General features: G+C 45.7%; 17 protein-coding genes and 1 pseudogene. 6 read left to right on the top strand and 12 right to left on the bottom strand.

Annotated elements, in window-relative coordinates; genetic code table 11:
* Positions 1 to 4: 4 nt before the first annotated feature.
* Genes C9991_RS05255 through C9991_RS05235 form a run of 5 tightly spaced genes read right to left on the bottom strand, consistent with a single transcriptional unit; the run spans position 5 to position 5,019 of the window.
* Positions 5 to 967 (bottom strand): AAA family ATPase, encoded by a 963-nt coding sequence (locus tag C9991_RS05255; protein ID WP_106811512.1) that lies wholly within the window; start codon positions 965 to 967, stop codon positions 5 to 7.
* Between the two features lie 49 nt (positions 968 to 1,016).
* Complete coding sequence (locus C9991_RS05250; RefSeq protein WP_106811511.1) at positions 1,017 to 2,435, bottom strand: DUF4350 family protein; 1,419 nt, start codon at positions 2,433 to 2,435, stop codon at positions 1,017 to 1,019.
* Positions 2,432 to 3,061 carry a DUF4129 domain-containing protein gene (locus C9991_RS05245; RefSeq protein ID WP_157949369.1) on the bottom strand — a complete coding sequence of 210 codons (630 nt, stop codon included), beginning with the start codon at positions 3,059 to 3,061 and terminating at the stop codon, positions 2,432 to 2,434. The genes C9991_RS05250 and C9991_RS05245 overlap by 4 nt, the downstream gene beginning before the upstream one ends.
* Positions 3,054 to 4,037 carry a hypothetical protein gene (locus C9991_RS16635; RefSeq protein ID WP_157949368.1) on the bottom strand — a complete coding sequence of 328 codons (984 nt, stop codon included), beginning with the start codon at positions 4,035 to 4,037 and terminating at the stop codon, positions 3,054 to 3,056. The genes C9991_RS05245 and C9991_RS16635 overlap by 8 nt, the downstream gene beginning before the upstream one ends.
* A 31-nt stretch (positions 4,038 to 4,068) precedes the next feature.
* Positions 4,069 to 5,019 (bottom strand): stage II sporulation protein M, encoded by a 951-nt coding sequence (locus tag C9991_RS05235; RefSeq protein WP_106811508.1) that lies wholly within the window; start codon positions 5,017 to 5,019, stop codon positions 4,069 to 4,071.
* A gap of 86 nt (positions 5,020 to 5,105) precedes the next feature.
* On the opposite strand from C9991_RS05235, the gene C9991_RS05230 reads away from it, so the two are divergent.
* Complete coding sequence (locus tag C9991_RS05230) at positions 5,106 to 5,834, top strand: RDD family protein (protein ID WP_106811507.1); 729 nt, start codon at positions 5,106 to 5,108, stop codon at positions 5,832 to 5,834.
* On the opposite strand, the pseudogene porT (C9991_RS05225) reads toward C9991_RS05230, so the two are convergent.
* Positions 5,815 to 6,558 (bottom strand): annotated as a pseudogene (gene porT, locus C9991_RS05225) (type IX secretion/gliding motility protein PorT/SprT). The gene C9991_RS05230 and the pseudogene porT (C9991_RS05225) sit on opposite strands and share 20 nt — an antisense overlap.
* A 757-nt stretch (positions 6,559 to 7,315) precedes the next feature.
* Here porT (C9991_RS05225) and C9991_RS05215 point away from each other — a divergent pair.
* The 3 genes from C9991_RS05215 (at position 7,316) to C9991_RS05205 (ending at position 11,160) form a co-directional block, all read left to right on the top strand.
* Entirely contained in the window at positions 7,316 to 9,082 is a 1,767-nt protein-coding gene (locus C9991_RS05215) for a DUF4091 domain-containing protein (protein WP_106811506.1), read from the top strand.
* A gap of 110 nt (positions 9,083 to 9,192) precedes the next feature.
* Positions 9,193 to 10,122: an Rpn family recombination-promoting nuclease/putative transposase gene (locus C9991_RS05210; protein WP_106811505.1), complete on the top strand. Its 930-nt coding sequence runs from the start codon at positions 9,193 to 9,195 to the stop codon at positions 10,120 to 10,122.
* A 72-nt stretch (positions 10,123 to 10,194) separates the two neighbouring features.
* Positions 10,195 to 11,160: a S41 family peptidase gene (locus C9991_RS05205; RefSeq protein ID WP_232823263.1), complete on the top strand. Its 966-nt coding sequence runs from the start codon at positions 10,195 to 10,197 to the stop codon at positions 11,158 to 11,160.
* 42 nt (positions 11,161 to 11,202) lie between these two features.
* Here C9991_RS05205 and C9991_RS05200 read toward each other — a convergent pair whose 3' ends face one another.
* The gene (locus C9991_RS05200; RefSeq protein ID WP_106811503.1) at positions 11,203 to 13,317 is read right to left on the bottom strand and encodes a prolyl oligopeptidase family serine peptidase; all 2,115 of its coding nucleotides are present in this window, start codon (positions 13,315 to 13,317) and stop codon (positions 11,203 to 11,205) included.
* Between the two features lie 257 nt (positions 13,318 to 13,574).
* On the opposite strand from C9991_RS05200, the gene C9991_RS05195 reads away from it, so the two are divergent.
* The gene (locus C9991_RS05195) at positions 13,575 to 16,286 is read left to right on the top strand and encodes a calcium-translocating P-type ATPase, PMCA-type (RefSeq protein WP_106811502.1); all 2,712 of its coding nucleotides are present in this window, start codon (positions 13,575 to 13,577) and stop codon (positions 16,284 to 16,286) included.
* 67 nt (positions 16,287 to 16,353) lie between these two features.
* Here C9991_RS05195 and C9991_RS05190 read toward each other — a convergent pair whose 3' ends face one another.
* Both C9991_RS05190 and porT (C9991_RS05185) read right to left on the bottom strand, forming a co-directional pair.
* A complete protein-coding gene (locus C9991_RS05190; RefSeq protein ID WP_106811501.1) occupies positions 16,354 to 16,731 on the bottom strand; it encodes a RidA family protein in 378 nt (125 codons plus the stop codon).
* 15 nt (positions 16,732 to 16,746) lie between these two features.
* Positions 16,747 to 17,493, bottom strand: coding sequence for a type IX secretion/gliding motility protein PorT/SprT (porT, locus tag C9991_RS05185; protein WP_106811500.1), 747 nt, complete (start codon positions 17,491 to 17,493; stop codon positions 16,747 to 16,749).
* 611 nt (positions 17,494 to 18,104) lie between these two features.
* On the opposite strand from porT (C9991_RS05185), the gene C9991_RS05180 reads away from it, so the two are divergent.
* Complete coding sequence (locus C9991_RS05180; protein ID WP_106811499.1) at positions 18,105 to 19,115, top strand: class II fructose-bisphosphate aldolase; 1,011 nt, start codon at positions 18,105 to 18,107, stop codon at positions 19,113 to 19,115.
* Between the two features lie 132 nt (positions 19,116 to 19,247).
* Here C9991_RS05180 and asnB read toward each other — a convergent pair whose 3' ends face one another.
* From asnB to C9991_RS05165, 3 genes are all read right to left on the bottom strand, one after another.
* Entirely contained in the window at positions 19,248 to 20,912 is a 1,665-nt protein-coding gene (asnB, locus tag C9991_RS05175; RefSeq protein ID WP_106811498.1) for an asparagine synthase B, read from the bottom strand.
* Between the two features lie 171 nt (positions 20,913 to 21,083).
* The gene (locus C9991_RS05170; protein ID WP_198643752.1) at positions 21,084 to 22,361 is read right to left on the bottom strand and encodes an ammonium transporter; all 1,278 of its coding nucleotides are present in this window, start codon (positions 22,359 to 22,361) and stop codon (positions 21,084 to 21,086) included.
* Positions 22,362 to 22,390: 29 nt separating this feature from the next.
* The gene (locus C9991_RS05165; RefSeq protein ID WP_106811497.1) at positions 22,391 to 22,747 is read right to left on the bottom strand and encodes a P-II family nitrogen regulator; all 357 of its coding nucleotides are present in this window, start codon (positions 22,745 to 22,747) and stop codon (positions 22,391 to 22,393) included.
* Between the last annotated feature and the right edge of the window lie 116 nt (positions 22,748 to 22,863).

The raw sequence follows: 22,863 nt of genomic DNA, 5'->3' as shown, positions 1-22,863 counted from the left end.
TTGTTTACTTAGGCACTTCCACCTTTTCAATTAGTTTTCTTGCCACGTCCAAGGGAGTGAATCCCTCCATCTCGGTCTCGGCAGTGAGTTGCAGTCGGTGCTGCATCACGTAGGGGGCAACAGTCTTTATGTCGTCGGGAGTGACAAAGTCGCGACCTTGAAGCAAAGCGTAAGCCTTGGCACACTGAAGCATGGCAACCGACGCACGAGGCGAGCATCCCACATACACAGCTCTTGACTCACGGCTCTCGGCAACTATCTGAGCAATGTAGCGCAACAAAGAAGCGTCGACCACAACACTGTCGAGCATGTCACGCAGACCGAGCAACTCGTCCTTGGTTATCACGGGCTGCACATCGTCAAGACGCGAGAAATTGGAGCGTGCATTATGCCTGCTCAATATCTCCACCTCCTCTTCCACCGAGGGATAACCCATTGTTATCTTCATCAGAAAGCGGTCGAGCTGTGCCTCGGGCAAACGATACGTGCCCTCGTGTTCCACCGGATTCTGCGTGGCAATGATGGTGTATACATCGCCCATGACATAAGACGTGCCGTCGATAGTGGCTTGGCGCTCCTCCATAACCTCGAAGAGTGCAGCCTGAGTCTTGGCAGGAGCACGGTTTATTTCGTCGGCAAGCACAATGTCGGCAAAGGCAGGTCCGGGATGGAAGTCAAACTCCGATGTCTTCATATTAAACACCGATGTGCCGAGAACATCGCTCGGCATGAGGTCGGGAGTGAACTGCACACGCGAGAAACGCGCGTCGATGAGTCGCGACACAAGACGTGCGAGTAGAGTCTTTGCCACTCCGGGCACACCCTCAAGCAGCACATGTCCGTCGGCAATGACGCATGTGAGCAGCAGGTCCACGGCTTCAGTCTGTCCTACAATTATTTCGGCTATACGCTGCTTTATCTCGCCCGTCTTTCGGGCAAAGGCAGTAAGGTCGGTTCTTGTTTCCATTATTTATATTTCGTTTTTTTTGTTTTCTACATTTGTTATTACTTTCTCTCTACAGTTTTCCTGCTATTCGGTTCATGCAGTCCACCGCCCAGCGCATTTCCATGTCGCTCAGCGTTCCCTCGGTCCAATAGTCCATACGCAGACGACCTATCTCCTCGTCCAAGGTTTCCTTGTCAAGTCCGGTGCGGCGGGCCATGAGAGCTATGGTAGCATCATCGGGTTTCGCATCTACTATATCCACAGCCAATGTCATGCGTATGCGCTCGGCAAAGAGTAGGAACTTCTTGCGCACGAGGTCTACATTGTCTCCCCGCTGCCAGTAGAGCGTACCCACGAGTCGCGCAAACTCCAAGCTATGATTCTTTGGCTCGGCCACAACGGGAATGATGCGCTGTCGGCGACGTGCCTTGAACACGCAGAACAGCACCGTGACAAAAGCCAACAGATACCACGCTCGCCTAAGCTCACGACTGCCAAGCACATAGCGCATGGGCGACATCTCGGCTTCCAACTCGTCGTAACTCTTCATGTAGCTTGTGGTGCGCAATACTGGGCGGTCGGCTATCTGCGTCATCAGTCGCATCAGCAAGGGCGACACTTCGTGGGTGAGCACACCATAGTTGGTGAAGACATACGGCATGGAGACGACGATAAGCTCGCCCTGCCCCACCTTTCGCTTCACTGCAACCGGGAACTCACAGCTTGTGTCCTCATCCGCTTGCTTGCCTTGCCAGTCGCAATCGTAGTCATAATAGTCCAATTCCAATTGTTTCAGTTCGCCCTTGCTGCGTGCCTTTTCCTTAAGATGCTTGAGTTGCGTTGGGAAGAAAGGACATTGCACATCGGGATATGAATAGTTTAGGGTGCTGAGCACAAGCGAGTCATACTTCACGGAGTCAATGCGATGGCGGTCGGTAATCACGATTCCCGACACAAGCTGACTGAACAGTCTATAGTTGCGTTGCGGGAACACGGGGTCGTCTGTTCGCCATCTCACCGTGTCATATAGATCATGGTCGCCATTGCGAAGCATACCCTTCACCGTAGGCAACCAAAATTGCGAGCCAAGATGAACATTCACACCATAGTTGTAGGCGAGAATGGAGTCGGTTTCTGTGAAGCCCGCATTATGATAAGCAAGCATCACCTTGGCTCCACGGTGCAACAGACTGTCCATGGCTTCAAAGTCAAGCTCTTTCATATTAAGGTAATCGCATAGCACGAGAATGTTCTTCCCCTGTAAATCAGCATTGCCTAACAATTGTTTGAACGTGCGACGCTCCACACTATACCCCTTGGGCATCGACTGCGCCATCACACTGTCGAACACATAGCAGCCGAAAGGTTGGCGGTCGGCATGGGCAAAGGTTGCCTTCCACGTGAACGTTCGAGGCATACGCTGACCTAGAGCGAAGCAGAGGAATGTGGCTATCACTATACCTATTATATATATATACAGTCGCTTCATTGCCCGCCTCCTTTCTGCTCTATCGCTTTCGACATGATGTCTGCCACATCCTTTGCCATAGTCTCAGCCATGGTCTTGGTGGCTTCAAACCCGCCATACCTCACACGTATGAACACTGCGGTAGTACGGTTGAACAGCTCGTCGGGATATTCACGCACGTATTGCGCGGGAGTCTTCGAGGGTTGCCAATCGATGATATTGGCATCGCTCAAGTGGCGCAATGCCTGAAGATAGCTCAGGCGCACAGCCTCGCGATAGTCGCCACGCGACATGGCCTGGGCAATGGCAGCGGGAAAGTCGATGCCATAGATGGTGTCCTCCACCACCTCATATTCCTCCTTAGCCTTGGCACCACGGCGCAACACGTGCAGCAATTCGGGATGACGATAGAACACAAACAGCACGATTGCCACTATAGCCGAAAAGCCAAGCACATACCACACCACATTGCTCCAGTCGCCCAACATAGTATTGCCGAAAAGCCTGTCCACAAGATCGGCAATCCTACGCTCAATCCAATCCCAGAGCGAAAAGCCAGAGCCTCGGAACTCAGCGTCATAGTCGAACTCAGGATTGTCGCGCCACCGGGCTATCAGCAGAGTGTCTACAGCCAGTGTATCAGTCATAACCATTGGCATTGTCGAAGAATTCGTCGCCATCAATTTTCTCGCGGGCATGACCATACTGATAGGCAAGCGCCACAAGCATCACGGCATAGCCAATGTAGCTGGCATACACGTAGACAATGGCCGACAGATACTGAAGGAATGAATACCAAACGGAGTTGGTGAAGGTATATTCGCCTGAGGTTTGAACAGCAAACAACGCCTTGAACATGGTCATCATGAAGAACGGCAAACCGAGCACGCCGAGCACCATGCCCACCATAAGACCTACAACTATCGTCACTGCAACCACGCCGCGCCATGTCTTGAATCCATACACAAGCGACTTCTTGAGACCTGCCCAAAAGCCTATCTTCTCAAAGGAGAATACGGGGACTACCATCGCTATCGGTGGCAAAAGCATAAGCACAATGGCATATACAAAGATGACAACCAACACAACGCCTGCCTCGTTGGAGCCTAAAGACGTGGTCATTGTGGCAAACACCACTGCCGCTACCACCATAAACACCATAAGCACAACGAAGAAGAGCAGAAAGGCCCCTATTGCCTTGCATGCCGAACGCACCTGACGCATCATCAGCGGACGAAATTGGGCGAAGGTAATGCTGTTAAGGTTGGGATGGGCAGGTGTGCCGTCGGCGTTCTGCTCATGATACAGTTGCATGAGTGTATATACTATACATATAAACAATACTGTGGCTATGATTCCAAACACCATGAGCGCACCATAGTTGAGGGCGAAACCCACAAGTGTGTCGCTCACATCACCATTGCCCACCATGTCGCCATACATGCTCGACATGAGCGTATTGACGTTCAAGGCTTGCAGCAAGCACAGAGGCAGCAACACAATGGTGAGCATACGCAACAGCACTCGCCAGTTGGCGGTGATGAAGTCGGTGGTGTCGGTAAACTTGTCGCTGAATGTGCGGCGACGGTAAAGAGGGGGAACTTGATGCTGTATGAAACCCATATCTTGATAATTTTTAATGATTTACGAATGATTATTTTCTGTTCTGAAACCATGGCAACACCACATAGTAGCCTAAGACAAACGCCAAGGAAAGCAGTATGAACCCTAAGCGCAAGCCGTCGGCTATCTCGGTGTGACGGGTGATGTAGCCCTCAACGAATCCGGCAACGATGAACACCGGCACCGTGCCTACCACTATTTTCAATCCGCGCTTTGCCCCCTGACGGAAGGCATAGAAGCGCGAGTAAGTGCCTGGGAAAAGCCAACTATTGCCTATGGCAAGTCCTGCGGTTCCTGCTACGATGATGGCCGAAATCTCAAGAGTGCCATGCAGGAATACGGCAAGCATCGACTCGCCTAACAATCCGTGTTGGGCAAAGAATGTCTCGAAGCAGCCGAGCATTATGCCATTGTACAACAGCAGTAAGGCACTGAACAAGCTCGACATAAGTCCAAAGGCGAAAATGCGAAACGCCACACCTATGTTGTTGATGGTTATGCCGAGGAACATTGTGCTCTCCGCTCCACCGTCGTACACAGCCATCGGTGTGCCGTTGGATATGTTCTGCAACGTCTGCTCCACATAACCGTCGCCAAGGATTATCCGGCAGAAGTCGGGCTCAGCCAACTGCGACGCCACCCCAATAAGCACACTGATGCAGAACACCACGAACGACGCAAGCAGATGACACCGCTCGGCATACATCGTGGCCGGCACCTCACGCGTCCAGAACGTGATAAGGCGCGAACGTCTCTCGCGCTTGTTGCGGTAGATGGCGTTGTGGAGCACAGCCGCCAAGTTGTTAAGATACATGGCGATGCGCGACGAAGGATAATGTGTGTAGGCAAAGGCAAGGTCGGCTGTCACGTCGCTATAGGCATCGGCTATGTCGTCGGGCGTCTCCTGCGATAGGTCTTTGGTCATTATCTCCACATGTTCCCACTTTTCTATGTTGTTTTGTATGAATGTGAGTTCGTTCATTGCTTGCGGGTTAAAATAATTGTGTTTATGAATGGCAAATTTAAAGAAAAAAGTTAATTTTGCAATCAAAAATCAACAGAAAATATATGTCGGACATTACAACAGGCAATTTTGTCTGCATAGAGCAGACTCCAGCAAACGTAGGCGACCGCATCGTGGGGCGCATCATCGACCTTGTGCTGATATCTGTATATTTGTACGCCACAGGAACATTCCTGCGCCACACCCCAGGATTCAGCGACGATGTCATGCAGGGCATTTACGTGTTTCTCGTGTTTCTGCCTGCCCTTGCCTACACATTCCTCTCGGAACTGCTGTTTGACGGACAGACCGTGGGAAAATATGCCATGAAGACACGTGTGGTAATGGCCGACGGCTCGTCGCCAACGGCAGGCGCGCTGTTTCTAAGATATGTGTGCGAGATTGTTGATATATGGATGAGCTGCCTGGGACTGGTGTTCATACTCGCCACACGCCGCCACCAACGGCTTGGCGACCTTGCTGCTGGCACTATGGTGATACGCCAAACCGACATGAGCCGCATGCACATCTCGCTTGGCGAATTTGCCTACGCCCGCCGAGGATATAAGCCCACATACGACAATGCGGCGCAACTGTCGCCTCACCAAGCTAACATATTGCGCCGCACTGTAGCACCAGATGCCAAGGCATCTGACGAACGTATAGAAAGTCTTGCCGCCAAAGTAGCTCGGGTGATACAAATGCCTGCCAATGCCGACTGGGGCAACAGCCGCGAGTTTCTCACCACTGTGCTCAACGACTACCTTTATCTCACTACTCAAAATAGAAGCTGAACACCACCATTTTGGTCTTGGTCTCGGATGCCGACTGGGCATACTTCAGAAGGTTCTTGTCGCGAATCTCCTGCGGATGCTTTGTGTCGAGCGTGTTGCCAAGAGCATAAACAAACTTAAGCTCAGGCCGCAATTTGAAGAAAGGCAGATAGAAATCGTATTCCATGCCCACTTCCAGGGCAAACGTCTGACGCTTGAGCTTAAGGTAGTCGCTGGTCTTGGAACTGAGGTTTATCATTGGCGACACGCCAGCCATGAGATAAGGACGATGGTTGTTGAAGCGTGGCGCGGCAAAAATAATGTCGGCAGAGCAAGCTATATATGCCGACTTCATGTCCTGATGCAACTCCTCGGGCTTGCCATTACGTCTAACGTCTTGAGGTCGCAGAACACAACGTGGCGCGAACCGAAATACATCATCTGAGCAACACGAAACTGGAAATGCTGTGAAAGGCGAAACTCGCCAAGCACTCCCACGTTTATGCCCGGGTCCCAACGGCTTTGGTCGGTAGTGACAAGCGCCTCCTACTGTGTACCGTCATCGCCACAATTATCTGCGGACCGGCATTCATCAACTCCACATCCTGCACATGAGTGCCCACTAATACACCAAAATGCAAAGGACGCAAGTCGGTATACGGACGGTTCTCTACCGTTCGGTCCTGGGCGGAGACAGCAAGATCACCGCCAAACACATATATATAATACTGACTAATCGTTTCATTGTACATTATATAACGACATTTCCCCTGGTTTATTGCCCTTGCTTCTACATATTACAAATACCTAAGTATGTATTCATCATATTTATTTTTATAAATGAGCAATATACTTGGCAAAGTAATACAATATACTTAGCAAAGTAATACAATATACTTGGCAAAGTAATACAATATACTTTTATTGGACATTTTTATGATGTAAAATCCGCCTAATGTATAAATAATAGGTAGGGTGTCCAGTTCGTTGTACCAATTTTAGCTCACTTTCCTAAGCGTTTTGGTTCGTTCTGTTACTCAGCTTTTGGACAAGTGCTCGGTTGACCAAGTACTGATGTCCTTCAATTTAACATTTACAATGCGCTCTTTGAAATTAATTGTTTTTGTAACGGATTTGTTCGAGACTTTTGAATATAACGGTATCGTCAGAACAAAAGACGTTACACCGTACAGCTTGTTCGGTGACTTTTTGCTCTTATAGATGGCAAAAGTAGATTCAATGATGTCAGATTATATATTGATGCTCATGTTAGATTTGACTCCTGACCAGACCCGACCCGTCCTATTGGAATCTTTATATCATAAAATCTACATTGTTCTTAATCGATATTTCATTACATCACTCCATCGATTACTTTGCCATTTAATATATAATACTTGAAAATATTGCTTCCTATTCAATCTAAAATCATTAACTTTGCATCATATATCATATATTTTTCGACAGACCTAAACTTGTTTAAACAATAAATTCAAACCTGAATGAACAGAATTCTTAACACCCTACTCTTCTGCGCAATAACCACTATTGCCACTGCGCAAACTACTGCGGCACCTCTCGGAACCTATAACGAGCCCAACTATCCTTTGCCTGCCAACTACGAGACGCAATGGGCAAAGGTGCAGACACCAGTACAACTAAGCTGGGGCTCTACCGATATACGCTACAACAAGTATGATGTGCCCGCTGTCAAGCAGCAACACAAAGCCTTGCTCAAGGCATGGCGAGGCGAACGTGTCAATGCACAGGCTGTGCTTTGGACCAAAGGTAATCTTGATGATGTGCGTATTGAGATGTCGGCTCTTAAATCGGACAAAGACGTTATACCACAATCGGCACTAAGCACACACTTTGTGAGATACGTTATGGGCGATTGTCTTAATCCTGATGGTTCGGGTTGCGGACACCGCAAACCTGCCGACTACGACTCGGTTCTCGTGGCTGATGTGCTCGACATTAACGCATCGTTGCCCGTAAAGAGCAAGACCACACAACCGCTATGGCTATGTATCAACGTGCCACGCAACGCCAAACCCGGCAAATATATCGGAACAATGACTGTTAGTGCATCGAATATGAAGGCGCAACATCTTGAGGTAAACTTAGAGGTATTGGCACATACTCTGCCCGACGCTCAACAATGGCACCTCAACTTGGACCTTTGGCAGAACCCTTACTCGGTGGCTCGCTACTATAACGTGCCGCTATGGAGCAAAGAGCATTTTGATGCCATGCGTCCAATTATGCGAATGCTGCGTGATGCTGGACAATATTCAATTACTACTAGCATTATGCACAAGCCGTGGAATGGACAGACTGAGGACCACTTCGACTCGATGGTTACACGCATACGACACATTGACGGATCATGGACATACGATTATGCTGTGTTCGACCGTTGGGTGGAGTTTATGATGAACGAGGTGGGCATCGATAGACTTATATCTTGCTACACCATGATTCCATGGAACTTGCAGTTCGACTACTACGACGAGGCTACCAATCGCATACAATTTGTAAAGGCTAAACCCGGCGACAATGCCTACACAGAGTATTGGGGCGTGTTCCTCAAAGACTTTGCCAAGCATCTGCGCGCAAAAGGATGGTTCGAGAAAACTGCAATATCTATGGACGAACGTCCGATGGAAGCAATGAAGGCTGCTATAAAGGTTATCAAGGATGCCGACCCCGATTTCAAGATTACACTTGCAGGTACATATCACGACGAGATTGAAAAGGATCTATACTATTATAGTATACCCTACGGAAACGATTACCCGACACCAGTTAAGGAACGCCGTCGCAAGGAAGGCAAGATTAGCACCTACTATACATGCTGTGTAGAGGGATTCCCTAATACCTTTACATTCTCGCCTCCAGCCGAGGGTACATGGACAGCCATACATGCTGTGGCTGCCGACTATGACGGTTATCTGCGTTGGTCGTACAATAGTTGGACACAAAACCCACTATGCGACTCACGCTTCCGCACTTGGGCTTCGGGCGACTGTTATAGTATATATCCAGGTCCACGTTCAAGTATACGCTTCGAACGTTTTGTAGAAGGTCTGCAGGATGCCGAGAAGATTTATATCCTTCGCCAAGAATACAAGGAAAAGAAACAGAACATCAAGTATAACGCATTACAGAAAGAACTTGACGGATTTAAGGCTGAGGGAATGACAACTCAACGCAAACATAATGCCGACAAGCAGGTAAGACAATTGGAGTATATGCTGAACAAGTAGACATTACTTTCATGTATTAGCCAAGTTTTTGGAAGAAAAAACAAGCTTAAACAATACTAAATTCACAGAAAATCAATATCTTTGCATTGAGACATCTAAAACTCGTCACTATGGGAAAATACATAAATCCTTTTACTGACTGGGGATTCAAACGACTCTTCGGACAGGAATTCAGCAAAGACTTGTTGATTAGCTTTCTTAATGATTTGTTGGTTGGAGAACTTCAAGTAAAGAATGTAGTTTTTAGGGACAAGGAAGAATTGCCCTCAACCAAAGACCAGCGAGGAATAATCTATGATGTATATTGCGAAACCGACACAGGTGAACGCTTTATATTGGAGATGCAAAACAGATGGCAGCCGAACTTTCTCGACCGCTCCATCTGTTATGCGTGTAGAAGTGTACTCGAGCAAGTGGACAAAGGTAAGACAGAACAGCAAGACGCATACAGGTTTCTACCTATATACACCGTCTGCTTTATGAATTACACTTCGAACAAAGAAGAGCTTGATAAGTTCAGAACCGATATAGTTCTGGCGGATAAGGAAAGCGGAGAGATAGCGTCAAACAAACTTCGCTTCATCTATTTGGTACTTCCACTTTTCGAAAAGAAGGTGGATGAATGTGATACAGATTTTGATAAATGGATTTACGTTTTAAAGCATATGGAAGCATTAAGCAGGATGCCGTTTACGGCACAGAAGGAAATATTCAAGCAATTGGAAGAGTATGCCGACAGCCATAGACTGACAAAAAAGGAATGGGAGGCTTATGAAAATAGCCTTTGGATTGCACGTGACAATATGGCATGTATGGCAGCGGCTGAGATTGCAGCCCAAGAGAAAGGTTTGGCTGAAGGAAGAGAGAAAGGCTTGGCAGAAGGTATGGCAGAAGGTATGGCTAAAGGTATGGCTAAAGGTATGGCCGAAGAAAAGCTTGCTACTGCCAAACGTCTATTGGATATGGGACTTGATGTTCTACAGACAGCTAAGGGAACGGGGCTTAGCATTGAAGAAGTAGAAAAACTTTTACATTCATAAATGAGCATAACATTTAATAGATTTTGCCGCAAGTGTCTGAATATAGCTATAGCATGTATAGCCATATTCAGTATGTCGGCATGTGTAGACGAACATGAGTATGCCGACAATCCACGAGGCAATTTTGAGGCTCTGTGGAAAATTATTGACGAGCACTATTGTTTCTTCGAATACAAGCAAGCAGAGTATGGACTCAACTGGGACGCTATTCATGATAAGTACTCAAAGCAGATAAATGACGGTATGACCGACACGCAAATGTTTGAGGTTTTAGGCAATATGCTTGCCGAACTGCGTGACGGACACGTCAATATGTACTCGTCGTGGGACATAGCACGCAACTGGTCATGGCATGAAGATTATCCGTCTAACGTAAGCGATACTCTGATAAGACGCTATCTTGGTACCGACTATCGCATTGCATCAGGTATGAAATACCGCCGACTTGACGACAACACGGGCTATATACAATGTTCGTCATTTGCCAATGGCATTGGTGCAGGCAATCTGGACGATATACTCTTCTACCTCGCACCATGCAATGGACTTATTATAGACTTACGTGACAACACCGGTGGAATGCTTTCATCGGCTGAGCAATTGGCGGCAAGATTCACCAACGAGAAGATTCTTGTGGGATATATGCAGCATAAGACTGGCAAAGGACACAACGAGTTCTCGGCTATGGAGGAGCAATGGCTTAAACCTGGCAAGGGAGTTAGATGGCAGAAACACACCGTTGTATTGACTAACCGATCGGTATACAGCGCCGCAAACGAGTTTGTAAAGTACATGAAGTGTTGCCCTAATGTTACGATTGTTGGCGACCGCACTGGTGGAGGAGCTGGTATGCCCTACTCTTCCGAGTTGCCTATAGGATGGAACATACGCTTCTCGGCATGTCCGATGTACAACCGCGACAAACAACCTACCGAATTCGGTATTGATCCAGACTATTCTGTCTCTCTATCGCAAGACGACCTACTGCGTGGAGAAGATACAATAATTGAATTTGCAAGAAAACTTATAAAAAAATAGGAGTTACACTTTGTGTAACTCCTATTTTTTTAAGTTTATTTTTTACTTCTTCACTCCCATATTCCATAATGTGAAACTCAGCAAGTCGGCTTGTTCTTCCAAACGCTTTGCAAGAGGCTTGCCGCCACCATGTCCGGCATTTGTTTCTATACTGATAAGCACAGGAGCAGTTCCTGACTGACATTCTTGCAGACGTGCCGCAAACTTGAACGAGTGAGCTGGCACAACTCTGTCATCATGATCGGCTGTAGTGACAAGAGTAGCAGGATAACTTGTTCCAGGCTTAAGTGCATGCAAAGGCGAGTAGGCCTTAAGATACTCAAACATCTCCTTAGAATCCTCTGAGGTTCCATAGTCGGGTGCCCAGTTCCAACCTATAGTAAACTTGTGATAGCGCAACATATCCATCACACCTACAGCCGGAAGACATACACGGAAAAGGTCGGGACGCTGAGTCATGCAAGCGCCAACAAGCAATCCGCCATTGCTGCCACCTTGTATTGCAAGACGTTCGCTTGATGTGTACTTTTTGTCGATAAGATACTCGGCTGCTGATATAAAGTCGTCGAACACATTCTGCTTCTGCATCTTTGTACCTGCCACATGCCAGTCTTCGCCATACTCGCCGCCACCACGTAAAACAGCATGCACATATACACCGCCACGTTCCATAAACGGAATGTAATTGGTTAGGAAATACGGGCTTAAAGTAAGGTTGAAGCCACCGTAACCGTAGAGCAACAAAGGATTCTTGCCATTGAGCTTAAGTCCCTTCTTATATGTGATGAAGAGCGGAGCACGTGTACCGTCCTTACTTGTATAGAACTGCATCTCGGTTACGTAATCCTGTGTACGGAACTTTATATTCGGTGTAAACAGTACAGTGCTCTTGCCCGTGGCAAGGTCGTAACGATAAACCGAGTTGGGTATGGTATATGACGTAAAGTCATAGAATACTTCCTTACTTCCACGCTTGCCACTGATGGATGCAGTGCCATATGTAGGCAACTTTATCTCGCCTGTACGTTTGCCGTCAACTGTATATGTGTAGAGCTGGGTACAATTGTCCTTAGAGTACTTCAGAATCATACGGTCGTCGGCAAAAGTTACATCCTGTAGCACATCTTCGCTTTCAGCTACCACCTCACGCCAATCGACAAAGCCAGGACGTGCGATATCAGCCACCATAAGCCGATACTTTGGAGCACCTGCATTGGTTAGTATGTATATCTTGCCGTCAACTGTCTGAACAGGAGCATACTGATATCGTGTATCGGCACACATTTGTATGAACTGCGAATTTGGCTTCTTAAGGTCGCGAACATATAGGTTGTTGCCATTGTCCATACCCGACTCTGTCAACATCATAGCAGTCTCGTCACGATCAACGCTAACGCCATAGAATCGCAAAGGCTGAGTAGGATTCATATAAAACAACTCATCTGCCGACTGCGGTGTGCCCATCTTGTGATAATAGATCTTTTGTACCGAGTTCTTGGCGGATATCTCCCTACCTTTCTCGGGCGCATCGTATGCACTATAATAGAAGCCATCGCCCAACCAAGTGGCACCAGTAAACTTAGCCCACACGATATGATCGCTGGTATCGGCACCAGTCTGACAGTCCTTTACGTATATCTCTTCCCAATCTGAACCGTTGCGCGATATGACATAAGCCATATATCGGCCATTGTTAGAGAAATAGACACCCTTAAGAGCCACAGTTCCGTCATTGCTAAGTTTGTTTGGATCAAGCCATACACGTTGTTCGGAGGTAGGAGCATCGGGACGATCCATCTGATAAAGCACATATTGGTTCTGCAATCCATTGTTGCGGTGCACATACCACTTGCCGTTCTTTTCGAACGGTATGCCACTTTTCTCATAGTTAACAGTTTCCTTAAGACGCTTTAGAATGTTGGCTCGCATAGGGATACTGTTGAGATACTTTCGAGTTACAGCATTCTCGGCCTTTACCCAATCGGCAGTCAGCTGACTCATATCATCCTCAAGCCAACGATATGGGTCTGCCACCTTCTCGCCGAAGTATTCATCTACTGTCGTGCCCTTTTGAGCGGGCGGATAACTAACCTGTGCCACGGCTGATGTAGAAGCAAACAGCGCTGCGGCAATAGCAAAGATTGTTGATTGTTTCATACTATATATATAATGTATAGGTTTTATACTATGTAAACCACGCAAATGCCATAGCATATGACTTGTATAATACAACACAGTTGTATATCATTGGCAAATGTACTCATTTTATTTTATAATTGTAACACAATTGTATTGTTATTAATATCTTTTTATTTGGTAAAATTGTTACCTTTGCAAAGCGGGTAATATTTCCATAAGCTAAAGGATACACTACCTACAGAAGCATTAACAAAAATCACAATCAATAATCAACAATGGAAACAAGACATCACTACACTGGGCTTTCTGCTCAAGAGGTAGAAGCCAGCCGAAAAGAACATGGCGAAAACGTGCTTACGCCGCCTGCCAAGAAACCTATATGGCTGCAGTTTCTTGACAAATTCAAAGATCCACTTATCATCATCCTTATCCTTGCTGGAGTGCTTTCGATTGGCATTTCGTTCTACGAGTACTTAGGACTGGGACATGGAGCAGCTGTATTCTTTGAACCTGGTGGCATATTTGTAGCCATATTGCTCGCCACTGGTCTCTCTTTCTACTTTGAATATCAAGCCGACAAGGAATTTGCCATACTCAACCAGGTTAATGATGACGAACCCGTTGAAGTTATTCGCCAATCAAACATCACTGAAGTGCCACGACGCAATATTGTGGTAGGAGATATCGTTGTGCTGAACACTGGCGAGGAAGTGCCAGCTGATGGCGAGTTGTTGGAATCTATACAGCTTAGCATTGACGAGTCGTCACTAACTGGAGAGCCTATGTGTCCTAAGACTACCGACGAGAGCCTATTCGACAAAGAGGCAACATTTGCGTCCAACCACGTAATGAAGGGTACAAAGGTTATGGAGGGACACGGCATCATGCGTGTAACAGCTATTGGCGATGCCACCGAACAAGGTAAAGTGTTTGAGGCTGTACAAATAGACAACTCTGTACGTACTCCTCTTGACGAACAACTTGACAGCCTTGGCAAATGGGTAGCTAAGATGAGTTATGTTGTAGGTGTAGGCATTATCGTGGGCCGAATACTTATATATTTCTTCTCACCCTCATACCAGGGATTCGACCTTATGCCGTTCATAGCATACGTGTTGCAAACCTTGATGATTGCCGTTACATTGGTAGTGGTATCAGTACCAGAAGGTCTACCAATGGCTGTAACACTAAGTTTGGCTTACAGTATGCGCCGAATGCTGAAAACAAACAACCTTGTGCGCAAGATGCACGCTTGTGAAACGATGGGCGCAACTACGGTTATATGTACCGATAAAACAGGTACTCTTACTCAAAACCAGATGCGTGTGGACGATGCTCAATTCTATGGCGTTGCTCCAGATAGTTCGGCCGTGACCGAAGGCATTGCTGTAAACTCTACAGCACAGCTCGACTTTACTGACCCAGAACATCCACGTGTACTTGGCAATCCTACAGAGGGTGCACTGTTGCTGTGGCTAAATAGTCATGCCATCGACTATCGCAAAGTGCGCGAAGAAGCCGAAGTTACTGAACAGCTACCATTTACCACCGAACGCAAGTATATGGCAACTGTAGTAAAGTCGGCCCTGATGCCCGGCAAACGTATTATATATGTAAAGGGAGCACCAGAAATAGTGTTTTCTCTATGCAAGACTGCTGGCGAGGGAGCTACTGGCGGTAGTATTGAGAAGCAACTTCTGGAATATCAGAACCGTGCAATGCGCACACTGGGATTTGCATTTGATATACTTGACGAGAACGAAGTGGCTATTGCAGACGGTAAGGTGGCTGCCGAACATTTACACTTTATTGGCATTGCTGCTATTGCCGACCCCGTACGTGCCGATGTACCTGCTGCCGTAAAGGAATGTATTGATGCCGGCATAAGCATCAAGATTGTAACAGGCGACACACCTGCTACTGCTCGTGAGATTGGTAGACAGATAGGTCTTTGGACTGATGCCGACACCGACAATAACATTATTACAGGTCCTGAGTTTGCCGCTCTTACCGACGAAGAGGTTATGAATCGTGTGCTCGATTTTAAGATTATAGCCCGTGCCAGACCTATGGACAAGAAACGACTTGTTGAGTCGCTACAGAAGAAAGGTCAGGTTGTAGCCGTAACCGGTGACGGAACTAATGACGCTCCAGCCTTGAAAGCAGCCCAAGTAGGCTTGTCTATGGGAGACGGAACATCCGTTGCAAAAGAGGCAAGCGACATTACCATTGTCGACAACTCATTTGCATCAATAGGCAAGGCTGTGATGTGGGGACGCTCGCTGTACCAGAATATACAACGATTCCTGCTTTTCCAGCTTACGGTCAATGTTACTGCATGCCTCATAGTACTTATTGGCGCATTTATGGGAACTGAGTCTCCTCTCACCGTTACCCAGATGTTGTGGATAAACCTTATTATGGACACCTTTGCAGCTATGGCTCTTGCATCACTACCACCATCTGAAAGGGTTATGGCAGACAAGCCTCGCAACCGTGAAGCATTCATTCTAGACCGTCCTATGCTCTCAGAGATATTCGGTGTGGGTGGATTCTTCTTTGTGATGTTGTTCTTCTTCCTACTTGTATTCAAGCATGCTGACGTGCAGAGTCTTACAGATATGATATCGATAAACTATCAGGCTCTGTTTGCTGGTATTGGCACATTGTCGTTCTGGACAGAGGGAAATTTGTCTGAGTATGAACTTACATTGCTATTCACAATATTCGTGATGACTCACTTCTTCTATCTGTTCAACGCACGTGCATTCGAGACACATCGCTCTGCCTTGCACTTCAAAGGATGTCGCGGTCTGCTGTATATATCGGGCATTATTATAGTTGGACAGATTATAATGGTGGAAACACCGGTGCTGCAACAGTTCTTCAATGTCATTGGACTGTCGTTGCAAGACTGGATTATAATAATCATTGGCTCAAGCTTCGTGCTTTGGATAAGAGAAGCATGGCATTTGGTTAGGGGATAAACATAAAAAACCGTTGGACATTCAGCCCAACGGTTTTTATTGTTTATAAAAACTACATTAAAATATTCTACTTCACCGCAATACACTCAACCTCAACAAGTGCATTCTTTGGCAAAGTCTTAACCGCTACAGCCGAGCGTGCAGGGAAAGGCTGAACGAAGAACTCAGAATAGACCTCGTTCATAGCAGCAAAGTTGTCCATATCACTAAGGAAGACAGTAGTCTTAACCACATGACCAAGATCGGTACCTGCTTCCTTTAAGATGTTCTGTGCATTGGTTAACGACTGACGTGTCTGCTCCTTAATACCGCCTTCGGCAAAAGCACCTGTAGCAGGATCAATAGGTAACTGACCTGATGTGAACACCATACCATTAGCCTCTATAGCCTGTGAATAAGGGCCGATAGCGGCTGGTGCATTGTTTGTGTTAATTGCTTTGTTCATAATTGTATAGTTGTTTTATTCAAAGTAGAAACTCATTACTATCATCTTTGTTCTCGCCTCTGAAGCCGACTTAGCAAACTTCAGCAGATTCTTGTCACGCAACTCATTCGGGTGTTTAGTATCGAGCACATTACCCAATCCATATACAAACTTAAGCTCAGGACGTAGTTTGAAGTATGGCAGATAAAAGTCGCAACCTACTCCTACCTCAATATTGAATGACTGACGCTTTAGCCTTAAGTAGTCGCTACTTTTAGAGCTAAGGTTGAACATAGGTGCAATACCAGCCATAAGATATGGCCTATGATTGTTGAAACGGGGAGCTGAGAAGATTATATCACCAGAACATGCTATATAGGCCGACTTCATCTCACGGCGTGTCTCTGTAGGTTGCTCGTTGGCATCAAGTGTTTTTAAGTCACGAAATACAATATGACGCGAACCAAAATACATCATAGGAGCCACACGAAACTGAAAGTATGTAGACAGTCGCATCTCTGCAATAACACCCACATTTATTCCTGGGTCCCAACGACTTTGGTCTACACTTACAAGCGTCTCTTGCGTAGAGCCATCGTCAAGTGTTATCATCTGCGGTCCGGCATTAACCAACTCCATATCCTGCATATGCGTACCTACCACCACACCAAAGTGAAGCGGACGCAAGTCGGTATACGGACGATTCTCTACCGTACGCTCTTGTGCCCATGTCGGCATAAGTGCCATGACACACATATATATAATAAGGGATATTTGTTTCATTGTATTTTAATAACGCTTTTTTCGCGCGTTTATTGCCATACATATCAGTTTTTACATTGATATATATCAATAAATCATCCTCTCGTGTACATTATTATAAAGATAATGTTACAAATGTTTTGCCATTTGCATTAAAAACTATAAATTTGCAATGTTTTTCATGGTATTAGATTTAAGGTTAACAAGATTGGGACTCAGCGGAGCCCCTTTTTTATGTCCACATGTCTCATCTTAACCATACATTTAATACAAATATCTATGCAGTAGATACAAACATATCCATACTGAGGATACAAATAAATTAATATAGCAAAAACAGACAAACCCGTATTACTAATACAAAATGACTATCTTGCCTCTAAAATATATTCCTATTAAACCTTAATTTGCAAAGTAAGTATTACAAAATCTAATTGTAAGAAATTTGTAAGTTAAAGGAAACATAAAAAAAACATTCTACGCTTTGTTGTGACAAATTAAAATATTAACTTTGCACGTGAAAAGGCAACATTTTAAATTCATATAATGCCAAATGCTCGAATGGCACGAATGTTGCTTCTAAAAAAAACAGAATAACGATAACAACGTTTTATAAAAAACAAATAACAATTATGGTAAACTACAAAGAATTGGGCTTGGTGAACACACGTGATATGTTCGCAAGAGCCATCAAGGGTGGTTATGCAATTCCTGCATTCAACTTCAACAACCTCGAGCAGCTTCAGGCTATCATCAAGGCTTCTTCAGAATTGAAGTCACCGGTTATCCTTCAGGTTTCTAAGGGTGCACGTAACTATGCCAACGAGACTCTTCTCCGCTATATGGCAGAGGGTGCTGTTGAGTACGCTAAGGAGCTTGGCTGCAAGCATCCTGAGATCGTTCTTCACCTCGACCACGGTGACAGCTTCGAGCTTTGCAAGAGCTGTGTAGACCTTGGTTTCTCTTCAGTAATGATTGATGGTTCAGCTCTTCCTTACGAGGAGAACATCGCTCTTACAAAGAAGGTTGTAGAGTATGCTCATCAGTTCGACGTAACTGTAGAGGGTGAGCTCGGTGTGTTGGCTGGTGTAGAGGATGAGGTTTCTTCAGATGTATGCCACTATACAAAGCCTGAGGAGGTTATCGACTTCACAAGCCGCACTGGTGTTGACTCATTGGCTATCTCTATCGGTACTTCACACGGTGCTTACAAGTTCACTCCGGAGCAGTGCACACGCGACCCGAAGACTGGCAAGCTCGTTCCTCCTCCATTGGCATTCGATGTTCTCGACGAGATCATGGAGAAGCTCCCTGGATTCCCAATCGTTCTCCACGGTTCTTCTTCTGTACCACAGGAGTATGTTGACATGATCAACGAGTACGGTGGCAAGTTGCCTGACGCTGTTGGTATTCCTGAGGAGCAGCTCCGCAAGGCTTCTGCTTCTGCAGTTTGCAAGATCAACATCGACTCTGACTCTCGTCTTGCCTTTACAGCTGCTGTACGTAAGGTATTCCATGACAAACCAGGTGAGTTCGACCCACGTAAGTACTGCGGTCCTGCTCGCGACCTCATGGAGCAGATGTACAAGCACAAGATCATTGACGTGCTCGGTTCTGACAACAAGCTCGCTCAGCTCGACTAATAAGGTTGCTTGAATAAAGCAATATAAATAAAACAACGCGCTCGAAACCTATATTCTTTGGTTTCGGGCGCGTTTTCATTTAAGGTTGTCTTGTCATTTAACAAATTAGATTATTCTGTTTAGATAGGTTAGTTAGTATGCCTTTTCGTGTACACCTGCAACAGCACGGCCACTTGGATCGTTCATACCACAGAATGACTTGTCCCAAGCCAGAGCCTCAGCTGTTGAGCAAGCTACACTTGGTACACTTGGTACAGAGCGAGCTGCCGAGTCTGATGGGAAATGCGAGGCAAAAATTGAGCGGTAATAATATTCTTCCTTGCATCTTGGAGGATTGATAGGGAAACGTTCGGCTGCATGTTCCATCTGTTCATCACTTACCAACGATGCTGTTATTTGCTTAAGTGTGTCTATCCAAGAATATCCAACACCATCACTGAACTGTTCCTTCTGTCTCCATGCCACCTCCTCTGGTAGCATATCTGCAAATGCCTCACGCACAATCTTCTTCTCTATTGTATTGCCAGAACATAGTTTTGCCTTAGGATTGGTACGCATCGCAACATCAAGAAATTCCTTATCCAAGAATGGCACACGTCCTTCCACCCCCCATGCCGAAAGACTCTTATTAGCACGCAAGCAGTCGTAAAGATGCAATTTAGACAGTTTTCGCACCGTTTCTTCATGAAAAGCCCTTGAATTAGGAGCCTTGTGAAAATACAGATAGCCACCAAATATCTCGTCAGCTCCCTCACCCGAAAGCACCATCTTTATACCCATCGACTTTATTACACGTGCCAACAGATACATAGGTGTTGATGCTCGCACTGTTGTAACATCGTAAGTTTCTATAAAGTAAATTACATCGCGTATGGCATCAAGTCCCTCTTGTATTGTGTAGTTTATCTCGTGATGTACAGTTCCTATATGATCGGCTACAAGTCTTGCCTTTGCCAAGTCTGGTGCGCCTTTCAATCCTACAGCAAATGAGTGCAACCTTGGCCACCATGCACGCTCCTTACCATTCGATTCTATGCGGCGTTCAGAGTATTTCTCGGCAATGGCTGAAATAACAGACGAGTCTAAACCACCCGACAGCAATACACCATAAGGCACATCGCTCATCAACTGACGTTTAACAGCGTCTTCAAGTGCATCGTGTATAGCATCAACACTTGCCTTATTGTCCTTTACCGCATCATAACTAAACCAGTCGCGCTTATAGTATCTGGTCATCTTGCCTTCTCGGCTCGAATAATAGTGTCCGGGAAGAAACGGTTCATAACGCTGACACTCGCCCTCAAGAGCTTTAAGTTCTGATGCCACATACACAGTACCGTCATCGTCGTAGCCTATATAAAGAGGTATAACACCTATTGGATCGCGAGCGATAAGAAACTCATTGCGCTCAACGTCGTATAAAGCAAATGCAAAGATACCACTTAAGTCTTCAAGAAAATCGATGCCCTTATCTCTGTACAAGGCAAGAATCGACTCACAATCCGAACCTGTCTGAAAGTCGTAACTGCCTGCATAACGTGCACGTATATCCTTATGATTATATATCTCGCCGTTAACGGCAAGCACTTGCTTTTTATCTGGAGCTATAAGTGGCTGTCCACCAGACTCAGGGTCAACTATACTCAGTCGCTCGTGAGCAAGAATGGCAGAGCCTCCACACCAAATGCCGCTCCAATCAGGACCTCTATGACGTATCTTACGGCTCATACGCAAAGCCTTTTCACGCAACTCAGGAGTTTGTTCCCGTAAGTTGAACATTGCAACAATTCCACACATATATATAATTCTTTTATTGGTTTTCTATCTTTAGTCATTTAACGACAACAAGCCTTTTTTTAAGGTGCTCCTCCTGCACTTAAAAGACTGTGCAAGAGGAACGGGTCAAAAGAATAATCATTATTCAAGGTTAGTGTCGTATGTCTTTATATGTATTCATATGTCAGAATATTAATTGTAGGCACTCTCGCCGTGCTCGTAGATGTCAAGACCTTCTTCCTCTACTCTACGACATACACGCATTCCTATAAACTTGTCTACCAATATATATAGTAGATATGTAACAACCGCACTATATAGGATACTTATCAACGTAGCCTCTATCTGTACCCACAACTGATGCCAATCGCCATAAAGAGCACCTTCGGCTCCACCAACACCAGTTACAGAAGATGTCGCAAACACACCTGTAAGTATTGAACCAATAATACCACCCATACCATGCACGCCAAAGGCATCAAGTGCATCGTCATATTTAAAGAAAGGCTTAATAACCGCTACCATAATGAAGCACACTATCGGTGTTATGATACCAATGGCAAACGCTCCTACAAGGTCGGTTGAGCCAGCAGCCGGCGTTATAGCAACCAATCCAGCCACTGCACCTGTACATGCACCCACCGTAGTAGGCTTCTTGTTGCACATCCAATCAATTGCCATCCAAGTAACAGCTGCTGCAGCTGCTGCCACATGTGTTACAAGAAAAGCATTGGCTGCAAGTCCGTCGGCTGCCAATCCGCTACCAGCATTAAATCCAAACCATCCAAGCCACAAAAACGATGTACCCATAAATACTATCGTTACATTATGAGGCAGTATGGCATGTCCCTTTTTATAGTCATCACGCTGACCAATCATAAGACACATAATAAGGGCAGAGATACCAGCATTGATATGCACCACTGTACCACCAGCAAAGTCGAGCGCACCCATCTCCTGCAAGAATCCGCCTCCCCATACCCAGTGTGCCATGGGGAAATAGGCTATAATAACCCACAGAATAGTAAACACCATATATCCTTTAAACTTTATTCGTTCTGCAAAGGCACCAAGTATAAGTGCTGGTGTAATCAGAGCAAACATACACTGGTACATTGCAAACGTAAGCTCGGGAATACCAGTAGATGTAATACTGTTAATGGTGACACCCTTCAAGAACGCCTTGTCGAGTCCGCCCATAAAAAACCAAGCCCAAGAACCACTCTCCTTAAATCCAGTGCCAAATGCCCAAGTATATCCTATAGCCACCCAAAGCAGCGACACAACACCAACAATGAGCATTGTCTGCATTATCACACTTAGCACATTCTTCTGTCTTACCAATCCGCCGTAAAACAATGCGATACCAGGAATACTCATAAGGAGCACCAGAATAGTTGCCATTATCATCCAGGCTGTGTTGCCTGTGTTTAAAACAGGGGTGTATGCTGAAAGTAGTGTAGTCATCATATCCTTACTATTTACATTATTACGATTTACTAACGTTCCTGCTCTGCGTTATACAGTGCTATGTCGCCTCTCTCGCCGGTGCGTATGCGTATAGCATCTTCTATTGGAATAATAAATATTCTGCCATCGCCTATCTCACCAGTTTGTGCAGCATTAAGTATGGCGTTAACAGCGCGTTCAACATTTTTGTCACGTACAACGAGCGACACAAGGATACGCTCTATTGAACTCGTATCGTATACTATACCACGATAGATACGGTCCTGACGTGCCTTGCCTATGCCACGCACATCGTAATAAGAGAACCATTCGATGTCGGCAGCAAGCAATGCCTGCTTAACATCTTCGAATCTTGACTTGCGAATGATAGCTTCAATCTTCTTCATACAACTTTCTTTTTATTGGTTATTATTACTTTTAAGTTTCCTTTTGCAATCTTTACGCTGCAAAATTACAACAAAACGAAATATAAAAGCATATATTTATAACGTTTTATCAGATT

It is taken from the genome of Prevotella merdae, from assembly GCF_900290275.1.
In the GTDB taxonomy this organism is placed as follows: Bacteria; Bacteroidota; Bacteroidia; order Bacteroidales; family Bacteroidaceae; genus Prevotella; species Prevotella merdae.
The sequence above is the reverse complement of the archived record's forward strand: the minus strand, read 5'-3'. Positions and strand labels throughout refer to the sequence as shown.